Source organism: Bacteroides caccae (assembly GCF_002222615.2).
Classification (GTDB): domain Bacteria; phylum Bacteroidota; class Bacteroidia; order Bacteroidales; family Bacteroidaceae; genus Bacteroides; species Bacteroides caccae.
On sequence record NZ_CP022412.2, the window covers coordinates 3,425,948 to 3,443,932 of the forward strand.

Below are 17,985 nucleotides of genomic sequence, written 5' to 3' on the forward strand. Positions count from 1 at the left end.
CAAAAACGATACCTATGAAACACTGTGTGTTACTTTAAATCAAATAATATACGTTGACTATGAACCAGTTCATCATGCGTGATACGGTATTGATTGAATTTCTTTCCGTTCAATAACACCTTGTTAATATATAAAGTTCCCGGTTGAGTACGATTGCTTTCTATCACTAATTCTTTTTCCTTATACCATTTCGGATCTAAACGAATAGTCACTTTATTGAATACAGGAGTCGTTAATGTATATTCCGGCAATCCGGGACAATCGGGATAAAAACCAATCATATTAAAAATAGCCCATGCAGACATTGTCCCTGTATCATCATTACCGGGAATACCATTCGGCTTCGTTGTAAAGTACTTATCCAACAGCCGTTGTGTTTCTTTCTGCGTGCGCCATTCCTCTCCTCTAAAATAAGAGAATAAATGAGCATAGGCAATATCCGGTTCATTGGCCGGGTCATAAAGACCTTCGTCAAAAACCATTTGCAGTTTTTTGACAAAGGGGTTCTTTCCTCCCATTAACTTGGCAAGTCCATAAACATCATGTGGCACATAGAATGAATAATTCCATGCACTACCTTCATGGAAACCGGGATTCGGTTCAAAATTCTCTCCTTGTCTGGGATTAAACGGACTGTAAAAAGTGCCATCAGGAAGAATCGGACGGAAAGTACCGAACTCTTTGCTATAATAATGCTTATAACCTAAAGAACGTTTATAAAACATTTCCGCATCCTTTTTCTTTCCCAAAGCTTCCGCAAAGCGAGACAACGCAAAATCTGCAATATAATATTCCAATGCATGAGATACCGAGTTATCATACTGCTCACGAAGCGGTACATAGCCTTTGGACATATAATCATCATTATCCGGACGCATCAGATTCTTTGCTCCCGGCAATGTAGCCGACTTATACATCGCTTCATAAGCCAAATCAACGTCAAAATCACGTAATCCTTTCATCCATGTATCTACGATAACCGGAATACTCGGATCACCTTCCATAGTCAATGTCTCTCTTCCATACAATTCCCATTTGGGCAGCCACCCATGTTCCCGATACATATCAAGCATAGTACGTACCATTTCCATTTGGCGTTCCGGATAGACCAGTGTCAGCAACTGATGAACATTGCGATAGGTATCCCAGAGAGAAAACACTGTATAGCGGTCTCCCTTTGTCGTCATAATCTTATCACTCTCCATTGCCGGATATTCTCCGTTGACATCCTGTAATATATTCGGATGAATCAGCAAATGATATAGTGCCGTATAGAAAACAGTCTTCTGAGCATCAGTACCTCCTTCTACAGTAATTCTCGACAAATCGTCATTCCATTTTGCACGAGCCTCTGCATGAATCTGTTCAAAGTTCCTACCCTCCTGTTCACGATCCAGATTCAGCCGGGCATTCTCTATGCTGACAAACGAAACGCCCATTTGCACTTCTACCTGTTCGCCTTCCTCCGTATCGAACGAAAAATAAGTACCAACATCATCTCCTGCTATCTCTTTTCCATAGCGGGTATAAAGTTTATATTTTCCCTGGTCCGGATCCCATTCTGCCTCTACACCAGTCATAGGTCTCTGTTTCTTCCAATACCCTGTTGTTACAGGTGTTTTCTTTACCCGCATCACAAAATAAATAGGAAATACAGCTTGAGGATTATAACAGAATGTACCAAGCAGCTTCATTCCCTCAACTTCGCAATCGTTTACACGGCGAAGCATAGCACCACTTTCATTTGTCAGTCCCTCTCCCAGATTTAGTAGTATATGGCTCTTACCTTTAGGGAAAGTAAAACGGGCGATACTTGTACGTGGAGTAGCCGAAACCTCTGTTTTTACATTATACTTTGTCAGATAGTTGGAATAATAACCGGGTGAAGCCTGTTCATCCTTATACTTACTTCCATACTCCTTATAGTCTACATTCAACTCTCCGGTAGTAGGCATCAGCAACAAAGAACCTAATTCAGGACATCCGACTCCACTTAAATTAACATGAGCATATCCGGTAAAGAAGCAGTTGGTATGCTCATAAGGTGTGGACCACCAGCGGGCATCTTTATCGTATTTATTTTCTGAATATCCCATTACATTGAAAGGAACCACAGACATCATCCCGTTCGGGCAAATTGCTCCCGGATTGGTAGTGCCAAAATTTGTTGTCCCGATAAAAGGATCAACATAATCTATCAAAAGACTTTTCTTCTCAGCAGGGGAGCTTCCTCCCTCTCCCCCATAAACGGGAAGAAGGATGAAAGCTAATGTGTAAGTTAATAGAATACGTTTCATATCTTATTAAATGATACTTGTCCGTTTAGTAAAATCAATAATCTCCTGAATATATCCGAAAGCCATACCCACAACGGTATCTGCCGCACCATAATAAACGGCTACACGTTCACCGTCCTGTAAAGCTGCACAAGGAAATACCACATTAGGGACATCCCCTTGAAGTTCATAAGGAGCAGCAGGGCCAAGCAGGTATTCGCGAGTACGATAAAGTACCTTTTCCGGATGATTTTTATCAAGTATGGCAGCCCCCATCGCATAGCGGAAACCATTACAAGTAGTAATAACCCCATGATAAAAGAGTAACCAGCCTTCATCTGTCAGGAAAGGAACAGAACCTGCACCGATCTTTGTGCATTGCCATGCACTTTCAGGGAATGGAGTTACTTTCATTACGCAACGATGCTCTCCCCAATATTTCATATCCGGACTGAAACTGATATATATATCACCAAACGGAGTATGACCGTTATCACTAGGACGACTCAACATTGCATATTTACCGCCTATCTTTTGCGGAAAAAGAACGCCATTACGATTGAAAGGTAAGAAAGCATTCTCACATTGAAAAAATTCTTCAAAATCAAAAGTATAAGCGATACCGATTGTAGGACCATGGTAACCGTTGCACCAAGTTATCCAATAACGGTCTTCAATCCATGTGACACGAGGGTCATATTTATACTCCGATTCAATCATTTCTGTATTACCGGCCTTGAATTTTATAGGTTCATGGCTGATATCCCAATGAATACCGTCTTTGCTGAATCCTGTAAAGATATTCATCTGCACAGCTTTATTATCACAACGGAATACCCCTGCAAACCCCTCCTTAAAAGGTACGACCGCACTGTTGAAAATACTGTTAGATGAGGGAATATGATAACGTCCTATAACCGGATTTTGTGAATAGCGCCACATAACGTCTGTACATCCGGACGGACGGTCTTCCCAAGGCATTTGAATCTTACTCATAATCATTAAATTTTTATGTTATTTATTTTTTTGAATCATCATAAGTGAATGGTATAAAATAGGTAATCAGAAAAGCCGGAATTGTAGCAATCAAAACATAGATGAAGAAATTCCGATATCCTAATAAATCACTGAAATAGCCACTAACCATGCCCGGAAGCATTACTCCCAAGTTCATAATTCCGGATGCAAATGCATAATGCGACATTTGATGTTTCCCCGGAGCTATCTGTTGCATCATAAACAGTGTCAAACCGACAAAGCCAAAACCATAACCAAAATATTCCATAGTAATACAGGTTCCTATCAGATAAACATTGGTTGGTTGAGTTACAGCCAGAAAAGTATAGGCCAAAAACGGAAGATTAAAAATACAACAAAGTGTAAAAAGTGTCCGTTTTAACCCGAACTTAGAGACATAGATACCTGCCAGCAAAGAGCCTAGCACAAAAGCTGCCGAACCAAAAACTCCATTTAACGTACCTATCTCTTTTAAAGACAATCCCAATCCGCCAACTTCTCTTGAAGCACGTAAGAAAAGTGGAGCTATCTTCATAATAAATCCTTCCGCCAAACGATATAATATAATAAAGCAGATATAGTAAAAAATATGCTTTTTAGTAAAGAAATTAGCAATTACCGCTACTAACTCCCGCCCTACCTCTGAGGTCGTCTTTTTTGTTGTTGACGGTATCTGATTAGACGGCAACATCCTTATATGATAGAGACCTATTAATACCATTATTGCCGCAATCACAGCAAAAATAATCATCCATGCATAAGAATATGCTCCTTTATTTGCTTCTAAAGAAGCCCCTTCTATTGCCCCAAAGTATTCTGCCAGTGCTCCCGCCATAGCAACTAATCCTCCGTTAGCTACCAACTTAGCAACATTATAAAATGCACCTTGCACTCCAATATATTTTGCCTGTTCTTCTTTATTCAGTTCAGCCATATATACACCGTCACAAGCTATGTCATGGGTAGCCCCACTAAAAGCAATAACAGCCATTGTAGAAATGCTAATAGCAAAAAAGTAATCGAAAAATAAAGAAAAAGCCACTATCCCAAATAATATCCCACTCAACAACTCTGTCACTAATACGAAAAACTTTTTCGTCCGATACATCTCAAGAAAAGGACTCCACAGGAATTTCAGTGTCCAAGGCATCATAATAAGAGAAGTCCAGAATGCTATTTGCGTATCTGAAATTCCTAAATCTTTGAACATAAATACAGAAACCAGATTAATAGCAATAAAGGGAAGCCCCATTGCAAAGTAAGCGGTAGGCACCCAGTAAACCGGGTTGATAGTTTTCTGTTGAGAAACTGTTTTATTCTGCTGCATAAATCATAGTATATAGATGAAAAAAAATCTAATCCATTTATATATAATACAACTAAAAGAGGAAAACTACTAACGCCTCTCCTCTATTTTTTATTTTATTATCACTCTGTCTACTAATGATGATATAGTCAACAGCACAAATATACTAAGGAAAAATCTTTTTATCATGTTTTTATTTCGTTTCTTCTACTACTTTCATTATTTTTGTCTTATATAACACCCAATCATTAAATAATGAGTGAACTCTTAGTCTATAAAGCCTCCGCCGGTTCAGGTAAAACATTTACCCTGGCCGTGGAATATATCAAACTATTAATTCTAAACCCGCGAGCCTATCGTCAGATTCTTGCCGTAACCTTCACTAATAAGGCGACAGCAGAAATGAAAGAACGTATTCTTAGTCAGCTGTACGGTATTCAGACAGGAGACAAAGGATCCGAAGCCTATCTCAACCGTATCAAAGAAGAAACGGGAAAAACAGAGCAGGAAATACGGGAAGCAGCAAGCATTGCCCTTGGTTATATGTTACATGACTACAGTCGGTTTCGGGTAGAAACAATAGATTCTTTTTTCCAGTCTGTTATGCGCAATCTGGCTCGCGAACTGGAATTAAGCCCTAACCTGAATATCGAACTGAACAATACGGAAGTGCTTAGTGAAGCGGTAGACAGTATGATTGAGAAATTAGGCCCTACCTCTCCTGTCCTCGCATGGCTACTGGATTATATCAATGAGCGGATTGCAGACGACAAACGTTGGAACGTATCGGACGAAGTCAAGAATTTCGGCCGTAATATATTCGATGAAGGATATATAGAAAAAGGAGAAGGACTCCGTCATCGGCTACGCAATCCGGATACCATTAAAGAATACCGTAAACAGTTGAAAGCACTGGAGACTGAGATTTTGGAACAAATGAAGGGATTCTATGATCAGTTTGAAGGAGAATTAGACGGACATGCGTTAACTGCTGACGATCTGAAAAACGGTTCACGAGGAATCGGAAGTTATTTCCGTAAGCTCAACAACGGTATTTTAGGTAACGATGTTCGCAACGTTACAGTAGAAAAGTGTCTGGAAGATGCCAAAAACTGGGCTACAAAAACGTCTCCACGCTATGCAGACATTATTGCTTTAGCCAATTCCAGCCTTATGCAGATTTTGGAAGATGCAGAAAAGTTACGATCAAAAAATAACCTGTTACTGAATAGTTGCCGACTGTCTTTGCAGCATCTCAACAAAGTACAACTTCTCGCCAATATCGACGAAGAAGTACGCGAGTTAAACCGGGAAAATAATCGGTTCCTACTCTCAGACACCAATGCCCTGCTCCACCAATTAGTAAAAGACGGTGATTCCTCTTTCGTATTCGAAAAGATAGGAACGAACATCCGCAATGTTATGATTGACGAGTTTCAGGATACCAGCCGGATGCAATGGGGTAATTTCAAACTGTTATTGCTCGAAGGATTATCCCAGGGAGCCGACAGCTTGATTGTAGGAGATGTCAAACAGTCAATCTACCGTTGGCGTAATGGCGACTGGGGAATCCTCAACGGGTTAAATGACCATATCGACCACTTCCCGATTCGCGTCAAAACACTGGCAACCAACCGGAGAAGTGAAACGAACATCATCCGGTTTAACAATCATATATTTACGGCCGCTACTGATTATTTGAATGGAGTTTATAAAAAACAGCTCAACAAAGATTGTCAAGATCTGCAAAAGGCATATGCAGACGTCGTACAAGAATCTCCCTTAAACACCCAAAAAGGTTATGTCAAAGCCTCTTTCCTCGAACCGGACGAAGAACATGACTATACCGAACAGACACTTATCAGCCTGGGAGAAGAAGTCGAACATCTGCTCGCTTCCGGTATCCACCTGAACGACATAACTATTTTAGTACGAAAGAATAAAAGTATTCCCCGCATCGCAGATTACTTTGATAAGGAGCTGCATTACAAAATAGTGTCAGACGAAGCCTTCCGTCTTGACGCTTCCTTTGCTATCTGCATGATGCTGGATGCTCTTCGTTACCTCTCGGATGAAAACAACAAGATAGCACGGGCCCAACTTGCCATAGCCTATCAGAATGAGGTCTTACAGAAAGGACTGGATTGGAATACCCTCTTGCTTCTTCCCACCGAAAGCTATCTTCCTACGACATTTCTTGATAAAATAAAAGAGTTTCGGTTAATGCCTCTCTACGAGTTATTGGAAGAATTATTCAGCTTGTTCGAGATGAATCGCATCAAAGAACAAGATGCTTATTTATTTGCCTTTTTTGATGCCGTAACAGATTATTTGCAAAATAATTCTTCTGAACTCGACGGATTCATTCGCTATTGGGACGAAACTTTGTGTAGCAAAACAATTCCCAGCGGAGAAATCGAAGGGATCCGGATTTTTTCCATACATAAATCAAAGGGATTGGAATTTCATACCGTGCTTCTTCCTTTCTGTGACTGGAAATTAGAGAATGAAACGAATAATCAACTGGTATGGTGTGCTCCTCAAGAAGCGCCATTCAATGCTTTAGATATTCTTCCTATTAATTATTCCACGCAAATGGCAGAATCTATCTACGGAAACGATTATCTGCATGAACGCCTCCAACTTTGGGTGGATAACCTGAACCTGCTCTATGTAGCGTTTACCCGTGCCGGAAAAAATCTAATAATCTGGAGCAGAAAAGGGCAAAAAGGAACAATGTCCGAACTATTAGCAAATACTCTTCCTATCGTTGCCCTCAAAGAAGGAATCGAATGGGAAGAAGATTGTTATGAGCAAGGAGAACTCTGTCCGTCCGAAAAAGAAAAGGGCAAAGCCTCCACTAATAAATTAACCCAAAAAGCAGAAAAATTGCCCATCCAAATGGAGTCCATGCGGCACGACATCGAGTTCCGGCAATCCAATCGTTCTGCGGACTTTATCCAAGGAATCGAAGAAGAAGATTCGGACGACCGTTTCATCAATCGCGGACGTATGTTGCATACTCTGTTTTCTGCCATTGAAACAGCCGATGATATTGATCCGGCTATCGAACGATTAATCTTTGAAGGAGTTATTAGAGACCAGGAAAAAGAAGATACAGTACGTGAAGTTGTACAGAAAGCGTTTTCATCTCCCGAAATACAAGATTGGTATTCCGGAGAATGGATCCTGTTTAATGAATGTGCCATTATATACAAGGAAAAAGGAATATTACAAACTCGTCGCCCGGACCGTGTAATGATGAAAGACGGGCAGGTTGTTGTGGTTGATTTTAAGTTTGGTAAAGAAAATCCTAAATACAATAAACAAGTGAAAGGATATATGCAACTGTTGACGAAAATGGGTTATAAGAATATTACCGGATACCTGTGGTATGTAGATGAAGAAAAAATAGAAAAAGTATAAGACAGAACTCCGATTACAATAATATGAATTAGAAAAACGATTTAATCAATATGCAATCATTTCTCCAATTAGTAGCTCATGACCTATATGCCAAAATAGGAAATGACCTCTCTCGCACAGTACTCATCTTCCCTAACAAACGTGCCAACCTGTTCTTCAATGAATATCTGGCGGGAGAATCCGATCAACCGATATGGTCACCTGCCGCTATGAGTATCAGTGATCTGTTTCAGAAGCTATCTGTACAGAAAACCGGTGATCCGATTCGATTGGTTTGTGAACTCTACAAAGTATTCAAGGAAGAAACAGAAAGTCAGGAGACATTAGATGACTTCTATTTTTGGGGAGAACTGTTAATCAGTGACTTTGATGATGTAGACAAAAATTTGGTGGATGCAGATAAGCTCTTCAGCAATCTGCAAGACTTAAAAAGTCTAATGGATGACTACGAATTTCTAGATAAAGAACAGGAAGAAGCAATTCAACAATTCTTCCGGAATTTCTCCATTGAGCGCCGCACGGAGCTCAAAGAGAAATTCATATCTCTTTGGGATAAGTTAGGCACAATCTATCACCATTACCGGAAAAACTTAACTGAGGTAGGCATTGCTTATGAAGGAATGCTTTATCGCAATGTTATCGAACAACTTAATACAGATCAACTTAAATACGACAAATATATATTTGTCGGCTTCAATGTGTTGAATAAAGTAGAAAAAGAATTCTTCCGAAAACTGCAAAAAGCAGATAAAGCAATATTCTATTGGGATTATGACATCTTCTATACCCAACAAATCAAAAAACATGAGGCCGGAGAATTTATTAACCGCAACCTGAAAGATTTCCCGAACGAACTGCCTGCCAGCTACTTTGACTCCCTAAAGAAACCGAAGAAGATACGTTACATCTCCGCTTCTACTGAGAATGCGCAAGCACGTTTCCTTCCCGAATGGATACGTACTACTTTCTCATCCGATAATGAAAAAGAAAATGCCGTAGTTCTTTGCAATGAAACCTTGTTGCTTCCCGTACTCCATTCTATCCCGGAAGAAGTGAAGAATGTCAATATCACAATGGGATTCCCGTTGGCACAAACTCCGGTTTATAGTTTTATCAATGCGGCTATGGAACTACAAACCAATGGCTACCGTTTTGATACCGGTCGTTTCACCTACGAAACCGTATCAGCTATACTAAAACATCCATATACCCGCCAATTATCGACAAAAGCAGATATAATAGAACGGGAACTTACAAAAACCAATCGTTTCTATCCGCTTCCCTCGGAATTGAAACAAGATGAGTTTCTAGCTAATCTTTTCACTCCCCGTAACGGTATCAAGGAGCTATGTGATTATCTTATCGGACTTATCAAAGATATCTCTACCCTATACCGTAAAGAAGGAGAATACAACGATATATTCAACCAACTATATCGTGAATCTCTTTTTCAGAGCTTTTTGAAAATCAACCGTTTATACAGTTTGATTGAAAGTGGAGAATTAAATATACAGCCCCATACACTGAAAAGATTAATCAGTAAAGTACTGACAAGTTCCAACATACCTTTCCACGGAGAACCTGCCATTGGAATGCAAGTTATGGGAGTACTTGAAACACGTAACCTTGACTTCCGTAATCTTGTAATGCTTTCGCTCAATGAAGGACAACTTCCTAAAACCGGTGGAGAATCTTCTTTTATTCCCTATAACCTTCGGAAAGCCTTCGGCATGACGACTATTGAGCACAAAAATGCAGTCTACGCATACTATTTCTATCGCTTGATACAGCGGGCAGAAAATATCACCTTGCTCTACAATACCTCTTCCGACGGCCTGAATCGCGGAGAGGAGTCCCGTTTCATGCTACAATTATTAGTAGAAGGTCCTCATGAGATTACTCGTGAATATTTAGAGGCCGGACAATCTCCCCAAAGTACCCCAAAAATAGAAATACCAAAAACACAGAAAATATTAGAACGATTATACCATATCTATGACGTTACCAATCCTAAGTCCCTCATTCTCTCTCCTTCAGCCCTCAATACATATCTCGACTGCCGTTTGAGATTCTACTTCCGCTATATAGCCGGATTAAAAACACCGGAAGAAGTGAGTGCGGAAATTGACTCCGCGTTATTCGGAACAATCTTTCACCGCTCTGCCGAACTAGCTTATACTGAACTGACATCCAATGGGCAAATGATACAGAAAGAGGATCTTGAACGCTTATTACGTAACGATGTTAAATTACAAGGTTACGTTGATCAGGCTTTCAAAGAAGAATTTTTCAAGGTTAAGCCGGAAGAAAAACCGGAATATAACGGTGTACAACTCATTAATTCCAAAGTAATCACCTCCTATCTGCGACAACTATTACGCAATGACCTCCAATATGCCCCTTTCGAAATGGTTGCTATGGAACAAGCTGTTTCCGAAAAGATAACTATTCAAACTGACCTAGGTCCCTTCACAGTTCGCTTGGGCGGAACCATAGACCGCATGGATGCCAAAGAAAGCACATTACGGATTGTTGACTATAAAACCGGAGGAAACCCCAAGATACCGGCTAATATCGAACAATTATTCACCCCTTCGGAAACACGTCCGAACTATATCTTCCAAACTTTCCTGTATGCCTCCATTATGTGCCGGCAACAAACATTGAAAGTGGCTCCTGCCCTGCTCTATATTCACCGGGCAGCTTCCGATAGTTACTCACCTGTTATAGAAATGGGAGAACCCCGCCAGCCAAAGATACCGGTCAATAACTTCACCTTTTTCGAAGACGAGTTCCGCAAGCGATTACAAACATTATTAGAAGAGATTTTCAGTGAAAACGAACCTTTCACTCAAACAGAAGATATTAAAAAGTGTAGTTACTGCGATTTCAAAGCAATCTGCAAACGATGAGCATAAATATGATAATGATTGAATAAAAAAATGAACGGTGAATGCTGCATACAAGCACAAAACATTCACCGTTCATGATTTATAAATTACCGTTTTATATTCTATTTATCCAGTAATGGAATTGAGAAACTAAATGTAGATCCCTCTCCCTTCTTTGAAGTAAACCAGAGTTTACCACCATTCTTGATAACAAAGTCCTTACACAACAACAATCCGAGTCCTGAACCTTCTTCATTATTTGTACCGAAGGTACTAAAGTGCGTATCCGTATGAAGCAACTTCCTCTGATTTTCTTCATCAATGCCGCATCCGCTATCTTTCACACTAACGATTGCCATACCGTCTTCCTCAGCCAACGATACCACCACTTCCGCCCCCTCATTGCTAAACTTGATAGCATTACTAATCAGGTTACGGATTACCGTTTTAACCATATCAATATCAGCACGAACAGCTACATCTGCAACAGGTACATCCTGCACAATCTTAATATTCTTCAAGCCGGCTACCATTGTAAAGATCTCACTTACCCCCTCTACAACTTCTACCATATTGATATCCTGATAAACCACCTTCAATTTGCCAATCTGGCTTTTCGTCCATTTCAGCAGATTATCAAGTAATGAAAATACATCTTCAGTAGTTTGATTCGCCATTGTAAGCAACTCATACATCTCCTCGCCGATTGTTTCGCTCGGCAGGTTCAGAATCAACATATTCAGTACCATTTTGATAGACCCCATTGGCGAACGTAGGTCATGCGCAATCACAGAATAGAGTTTATCACGTCCCATAATTGTCTTACGTAATTCCTCTGTTTGTGCAACAATAATTCGTTTAGCCGCCACTAGAGAAATCTGATGTGTTACACGAATTATCAATTCTTCCTTGTTGAAAGGTTTCGAAATAAAATCATTACCTCCTACTTGGAATCCTTTTACGATGTCCGCCGTACTATTCAGCGCAGTCAGAAAAATAATAGGAATTTCAGACATTTCCGGATCTGCCTTCATCTGTTGAGCCACTTCAAATCCACTGATATCCGGCATCATTACATCCAGCAACACCAAATCCGGTTTTTCCTTCTTCACCTGTTCCAATGCTTGCGTGCCGTTACCGGCAGTTACAATATTGAATTTCTCATTAGTCAAAAGGACCTTCAACAAAAGGACATTTGATATTACATCGTCCACAATAAGGACTTTATATTCAGAAGGATTTATTTCCATATTCATAATTATCTTATTTTATGCATCAGACAGTTTTAAAATATTCAATCATACGCTTCAGCCCGTCTTCCAATTCAATAGTAGGCTGCCAGCTGAGTTTTTCTTTTGCCAGTGTGATATCCGGCTGACGTTGTTTCGGGTCATCATCCGGCAACTGCTTAAATACAATTCTCGAAGAAGAACTGGTCATACGAATTATTCTCTCTGCCAATTCCAATACGGGAAACTCATTTGGATTTCCAAGATTCACAGGTCCCGTAAATTCATCTTCCGTATTCATCATTCGTATCATCCCTTCAACCAAATCATCAATATATTGGAAACTACGTGTCTGTTTCCCGTCTCCATAAATAGTAATATCTTCATTATGTAGCGCTTGTAAAATGAAATTAGAAACGACTCGTCCGTCATTCGGCAACATCCGTGGACCATACGTATTGAATATACGAATAATCTTCACACGCACATTATTCTGACGATGATAATCCATAAACAAAGTTTCCGCACAGCGTTTTCCTTCATCATAACATGATCTGTATCCTACCGGATTCACGTTTCCCCAATAACTTTCCGGTTGCGGGTGAACAATTGGGTCTCCATATACCTCACTGGTAGAAGCCTGCAATATTTTAGCATCCAATCTCATTGCCAGTCCCAACATATTAATTGCTCCCATTACAGATGTTTTGGCAGTCTGAATCGGGTCATGTTGATAATGGATAGGAGATGCCGGACAAGCCAAATTATAAATCTCATCGACTTCAGCAGAATAAGGGTAAGTGACATCGTGTCGTACCACCTCAAAATGATGATTATCCATCAAATGCATGATGTTATCTTTTGATCCTGTAAAAAAATTATCAAGGCATATCACGTCATGACCTTCGTTTATAAGCCGGGTACAGAGATGAGAGCCAATGAATCCGGCTCCGCCACTAACCAATATTCTTTTCATTATATATTTTTCTATTGTTTACTAAAGAGACACCGTCTCTCCGTTTTGTTTATGGACACAAATGTAACCGATTTGCTCAAAATATACAATTTTAAAGAAGGATATTTTTGAAAAAAGATTAATTAAATAGTTTCACTTTCCGAAACAACTCATCACTGAGAAATGTTTATAATACTAAAGAACAACTTATTCAAACTGTTATGATAACAAATGACCCGAATACAAACCTGATAGAAGCGATGAAAGAAAAGCTTCCACTCAAAGGAAAACTGGCAGATATGTTAATGGATACTCTCTATATAGGCAAAGAAGCCGTATATAGAAGGTTACGTGGTGAGGTTCCTTTCACTTTACAAGAAGCGGCTCTCGTTTCGAGAAAGTTAGGGAAATGAAGCCAAAGAAGATATCAAGTAAGAATTATTCCTCCTGACAAACGAACTGGAAGATCCTGACACTAAAGGTAAAACAGAGAATGGTAACACACTGTTCGTATCTATGTGTCGTATATCAATTTTGAAGTGACGTACAGTTATGTAATTTCCTTCCATTTTACTGTCGCTTCCTCACTATCCGCTACATAGTTTTCTGTCAAAGGTACCAGATTAGGAATATTACTAAATGTAATCCCTTCAAAAACTTCGTCAAAATTATCTTTTGCTTCCAATAACACCTCTACTCGCACAGCCAGCCTGTCAAAAGCCAGTTGTAGAACAGTAATCCTGGTATTATCACTTATAATCATCCGAGCTTCCATAGTCCGTTGATTTCATTTCTGTTACAGATAATCCGAGTCTGAAAACAAGACTATTAATGTAAACTACAAATCAGGGGATTACGAAATATAAAATAAAGAGATAGGAAAATACTAATAGATTTTCATATCATTTAGATACAATCCAGGCATAAATCAGACAAGAGAAACGACTATTTTACACAATAAAAAAGCCGAAAACTTGTATAATCCATGCCTAAATGGTAGAATGTTCAATTTTTGTATATAAATAGCTATCAGATTATAACGTTTTTCGTTCCGTTTCTGTGGGTGCTACTTCATCCGGAATACTAAATTCACGATTAGCAAACAAATCAGCAAGTCCTGAAATTTGCTTCAGGCGCAATAATTCATCACGATCCATACCGATATTCTTCATAATCCATTGATCGGACATACCTGCTTTGTCAAGTTCCGCAACAATGTTACACATCAATTCTATATTATGCATCCCACGAGCACGGTTGTGACGTATAGTAGAACTCATCCGGTTCGACAAATCCTTGTCAATCACCACAATCGGAAGCAGCCCGTTTTCACGTTTATAAATTCGCTGCGAAGTCTTCAATACCGTATAGCGATGATAACCATCCACTAGAATATAACGATCTTCCTCTTTATTATAATAACATACACATGGCATTGTAAAGCCATCTTCCCAGATAGAAAGTTCAAGTAATTTCATTTCGGGCGGTGCAACGACGTTCGGATTATAATCGTTTGCATATACTTTTTCTACGGGCACCGCTTTTACCTCGTAGACAGGACTTTTATCTACACTCATGATACTATAATTCTATATTGTTCCATTATTTGACTTCTCTTACTCATTTCTTCCTTTGTCGGTGAAAATCCCATATACTTGCATGCATGATCATTTTTGAGGATGCAAATACACATCCGTTTATACGTAGGTATTTCTTTAAACTCCGGAATATCTATATCATCCTGATATTCCATACGTACCGGCTTCTTTAGTGTTTTGTAATTACTGTTATCCATGACGATTATCGGTACTTTGGCATCAATTAACTTCCGGATAGTAGCGTCACTCAGGCAACCGCCTTTTGTCCGCCAAAAATTTACACTTACCGACAGTTTCCGGAGATAATTCTTCCGTGCCCGTTCCGGCAAAGTAGACAACAGGAAATACATAAACTCACGCCATGTATACCCTTCTGGCAGCTTCACTGACTGCCACCCCATTGCGTGGGTACCACCATACATACCTGTAAAGTTAACCCCGTTCACTCGTCCTACCATCTTGCCCCACGTATTGGGATCAAGTACCCGATAGAGCTGAAGACTCTCTTGTGCTTCATTGATAAAAGGACTTGCTACACGCTGACGCTCCAGATTGACTCCCGCCCGATAATAAAGGTCATATAGCACATTATAATCCCACTGGAATTTTCCGTTAGCCGTCCACACATCCGTTGTTTTCCAGTCATAGATAGGATAAGCATTATAAATGTCATTTCCCACTTTCGAAGTCCATTTATACTTGTGGTACATCTGAAATTTACGACTCATATAAATACATCTCCAACGATTGAAACTCTCCTGCGTACGAATACCGATCAGGCAACAAGTACGCACAGCATCATTCTTATTATGTATCCATTGCGCAAAACGCATCTGAAATTCATAATCCCACATCGTTGTATTATAAAACGGAAAGTCGTCTTTAGTCATTGCCTTTTTAGGCATGGGGCGAACCCATATATTCTTTTTACTATCTTCCCAAGGACGCCAAAAAGACTGATACATAGAAGTACAGGTAGCTACACGAAAAGGAATACATACCCGGTATACATCCAGAATATCTTTATTAGCTTCCAGTATCCGGTCCACATAGTCAATGGTCATTTTATACTGGATTTCATAATCCATGTGAAAGACTCCAAGACGTATCTTTAGATTATTTTTCCGGATGTAGTCAATACACATATTCAGCAACACCCCACTATCTTTACCTCCGGAAAATGATACATAGATATTATCAAATTCATTAAATATAACTTTCAGTCGCTCTTGTGCTAGTTCATATACATTCTTTGTGCCCGCTATCTTCTTTTTGCCCATAAATCATCTATACATTTTAACATACCGTGTCCACTTTTTATCCATGGATACAAATTCAAATTTCTCAAAGATTTCTTTGTCTTGTATCAGCGTGACAGAGTTAAGTAACCAAGTCTCAGATCCGAATTCAGCAATAACAGCCGGTAACAACAACGACAAAAGCTCCTCCCGTTCTGTCCCCTCTGCCTTCACATAATAATTATTGATTACAGCTTTCTTCCGACCTTTTTGCTCCACCGGAACGAAACCCAACACTTCCTTATCTTCAATTGCAATAAACCAGACATACTCCTCACCCGTCTTAAAAGGGTAATTATTGTTGGCGCGTATTACTTCAGGATCCATAACCAACGGTGCCAAAAGCCGATATAAGTGTTTGTCTTTTCCTTTTAATTGTATTATCTGCATCATATCATTCAAAAATGGACACACAAAAATAAGGAAAAAATATCAATTTAGTCATTTCTGTTCCTAAAACATTTGTTTTTCATGTTATTATCTTTATATTTCGATATTTTTGAAATCATGAGTTCACCATCCCCCTTTCACGTTTAAAATAAGTCAGCACGGTGGCATAGCTAAGATATTCCCGTCCGGGAACATGTGACCGGCTTCGGAATTGATAACGAGCAAATATAACTTCACATACCAGCTTATATTTAAAAAACAGCTTTAACCTATGCTGCAAATAATCAAATTCACGACAAAGAGATGCAAAGACATTACTTATTTCGGCATTAGGAATCACCCGTGGTTCACGTTTCGATTTCTCTATATGCTCTATTTCATGAAGGACATATTCCAATTGTTCTACTTCTTCTTCTGTTTTCCGCATTGTACATTTCATTTGTTCCAGTTTCTCCTTTTGATGAATGCACTGTTCCCGTTTGCGCTGTAAACGTTCTTCTATTACTTTTTTTCCTTGTGATATCATAAAATTTAATTATATACTATTAGTAATACATTGCCGTCAATTAGCGGCTAAAAAAAGCCTTTATAAAATCTAATTTCATTTGCAAAGATAGAGAAGATTGTTTAAATAATTAGATTTTTAATTAAAAATATTATTAATAATAGCACTTTTAAATTACCAGTACATCAAAAAAAAGCTTTTTCAGGCAAATTGACAAATTATACCTTTGCCGAAAATTAAATATAGCGAACAATGAAAGTCGAGGATGAAGATATAATGTATTTTAATACATTCTTTTTTTATTATATATATTAGTGGGCCAAAGAGAGGTCGAAGCATAAAATACCATATACTCCCCCTATCTTCTACCACGACGTTTGAGAGTAATCAAAAAAGGTCGCTCAAGGAGGTCCTAAAATGTACCTCCCAAGACGACTGAAATATTTTATATGTATTAAATAAGTAAACTTATGATTAAATCAACAGCAGAAATGCTAAAGAAGGGATATCTCCTTTTCCCTAAAGTATTGTTTGAGGAGCAAATGAAAAAGACAAAAGGTGCGACAGGATACTTCGACGCCTTCATCCTCGTGCTAACTCACGTCAATTACAGCACAACAGAATGTACTGTGAAACATTACACTTTTGAATGTCGGCGGGGCGAATCGGTTATATCCATTGCTCATTGGGCGAAATTATTTGGTTGGAAACGTAGCCGGACACGATATTTCTTCAATAAAATGTATGAAGAAGGGATTATAGAAAGAGTTATTAATCCGTATATCACTCACATACGTATCCCCAGTTATGATCTACTTGTAGGACAGAAACGTCGCGAGAATGCCCACGAAGAAGCAAATGGAGTTACTTTCGAAGTATTCTGGGCTAAATATCATGAAGTAACTCAAAAGCCGAAAACCAATATCGGCCGGGCACGCCGGGAATGGAAGAAATTGTCTCCCCACGAACGCAGCCTGAGCTTGAAGAATATTGATGAATATTATGACAATCTGACAGATACAAAGTACTGTATGCAGGCTAGTACATATCTATCCGACAAAGCATTCCTGAATGAATATGATTATTAGTAAAGA

Annotated in this window: 13 protein-coding genes and 1 pseudogene; 4 read left to right on the forward strand and 10 right to left on the reverse strand. The window is 39.2% G+C overall.

All coding sequences use genetic code 11. From position 1 onward, the window contains the following. Window positions 1-29: 29 nt before the first annotated feature. The 3 genes from CGC64_RS14085 to CGC64_RS14095 are packed head-to-tail and all read right to left on the reverse strand — an operon-like array spanning window position 30 to window position 4,620. On the reverse strand, window positions 30-2,297 hold the full coding sequence (locus tag CGC64_RS14085; protein WP_005675735.1) for a GH92 family glycosyl hydrolase: 2,268 nt from the start codon (window positions 2,295-2,297) through the stop codon (window positions 30-32). Between the two features lie 6 nt (window positions 2,298-2,303). Continuing rightward, window positions 2,304-3,272 (reverse strand): 1,4-beta-mannosyl-N-acetylglucosamine phosphorylase, encoded by a 969-nt coding sequence (locus CGC64_RS14090; protein WP_005681191.1) that lies wholly within the window; start codon window positions 3,270-3,272, stop codon window positions 2,304-2,306. 22 nt (window positions 3,273-3,294) lie between these two features. Then, the gene (locus CGC64_RS14095; protein WP_005675733.1) at window positions 3,295-4,620 is read right to left on the reverse strand and encodes an MFS transporter; all 1,326 of its coding nucleotides are present in this window, start codon (window positions 4,618-4,620) and stop codon (window positions 3,295-3,297) included. A 234-nt stretch (window positions 4,621-4,854) separates the two neighbouring features. Here CGC64_RS14095 and CGC64_RS14100 point away from each other — a divergent pair, with 234 nt between their 5' ends. Beyond that, entirely contained in the window at window positions 4,855-8,025 is a 3,171-nt protein-coding gene (locus CGC64_RS14100; protein ID WP_005675732.1) for a UvrD-helicase domain-containing protein, read from the forward strand. Between the two features lie 50 nt (window positions 8,026-8,075). Beyond that, the gene (locus CGC64_RS14105; protein WP_005675731.1) at window positions 8,076-10,937 is read left to right on the forward strand and encodes a PD-(D/E)XK nuclease family protein; all 2,862 of its coding nucleotides are present in this window, start codon (window positions 8,076-8,078) and stop codon (window positions 10,935-10,937) included. A 101-nt stretch (window positions 10,938-11,038) separates the two neighbouring features. Here CGC64_RS14105 and CGC64_RS14110 read toward each other — a convergent pair whose 3' ends face one another. Further along, window positions 11,039-12,172 carry a hybrid sensor histidine kinase/response regulator gene (locus tag CGC64_RS14110; RefSeq protein ID WP_005675730.1) on the reverse strand — a complete coding sequence of 378 codons (1,134 nt, stop codon included), beginning with the start codon at window positions 12,170-12,172 and terminating at the stop codon, window positions 11,039-11,041. Between the two features lie 19 nt (window positions 12,173-12,191). Continuing rightward, a complete protein-coding gene (locus CGC64_RS14115) occupies window positions 12,192-13,121 on the reverse strand; it encodes a UDP-glucuronic acid decarboxylase family protein (protein WP_005675729.1) in 930 nt (309 codons plus the stop codon). A gap of 200 nt (window positions 13,122-13,321) precedes the next feature. On the opposite strand from CGC64_RS14115, the pseudogene CGC64_RS14120 reads away from it, so the two are divergent. Beyond that, a pseudogene (locus CGC64_RS14120) lies at window positions 13,322-13,507 on the forward strand (hypothetical protein); the annotation flags it as partial. A gap of 143 nt (window positions 13,508-13,650) precedes the next feature. Here CGC64_RS14120 and CGC64_RS14125 read toward each other — a convergent pair. The 5 genes from CGC64_RS14125 to CGC64_RS14145 form a co-directional block, all read right to left on the reverse strand. Beyond that, entirely contained in the window at window positions 13,651-13,875 is a 225-nt protein-coding gene (locus tag CGC64_RS14125) for a hypothetical protein (protein ID WP_005675726.1), read from the reverse strand. A 259-nt stretch (window positions 13,876-14,134) separates the two neighbouring features. After that, the gene (locus tag CGC64_RS14130) at window positions 14,135-14,677 is read right to left on the reverse strand and encodes an IbrB-like domain-containing protein (RefSeq protein WP_005675725.1); all 543 of its coding nucleotides are present in this window, start codon (window positions 14,675-14,677) and stop codon (window positions 14,135-14,137) included. Continuing rightward, window positions 14,674-15,978 carry a DUF3440 domain-containing protein gene (locus tag CGC64_RS14135; RefSeq protein ID WP_005675724.1) on the reverse strand — a complete coding sequence of 435 codons (1,305 nt, stop codon included), beginning with the start codon at window positions 15,976-15,978 and terminating at the stop codon, window positions 14,674-14,676. Before CGC64_RS14135 ends, CGC64_RS14130 begins: the two co-directional genes overlap by 4 nt. A gap of 3 nt (window positions 15,979-15,981) precedes the next feature. Next, window positions 15,982-16,389 (reverse strand): hypothetical protein, encoded by a 408-nt coding sequence (locus CGC64_RS14140; RefSeq protein WP_005675723.1) that lies wholly within the window; start codon window positions 16,387-16,389, stop codon window positions 15,982-15,984. A gap of 112 nt (window positions 16,390-16,501) precedes the next feature. Beyond that, complete coding sequence (locus CGC64_RS14145) at window positions 16,502-16,912, reverse strand: hypothetical protein (RefSeq protein WP_005675722.1); 411 nt, start codon at window positions 16,910-16,912, stop codon at window positions 16,502-16,504. A gap of 449 nt (window positions 16,913-17,361) precedes the next feature. Here CGC64_RS14145 and CGC64_RS14150 point away from each other — a divergent pair, with 449 nt between their 5' ends. Further along, entirely contained in the window at window positions 17,362-17,979 is a 618-nt protein-coding gene (locus CGC64_RS14150) for a hypothetical protein (protein WP_005675719.1), read from the forward strand. Window positions 17,980-17,985: the final 6 nt, after the last annotated feature.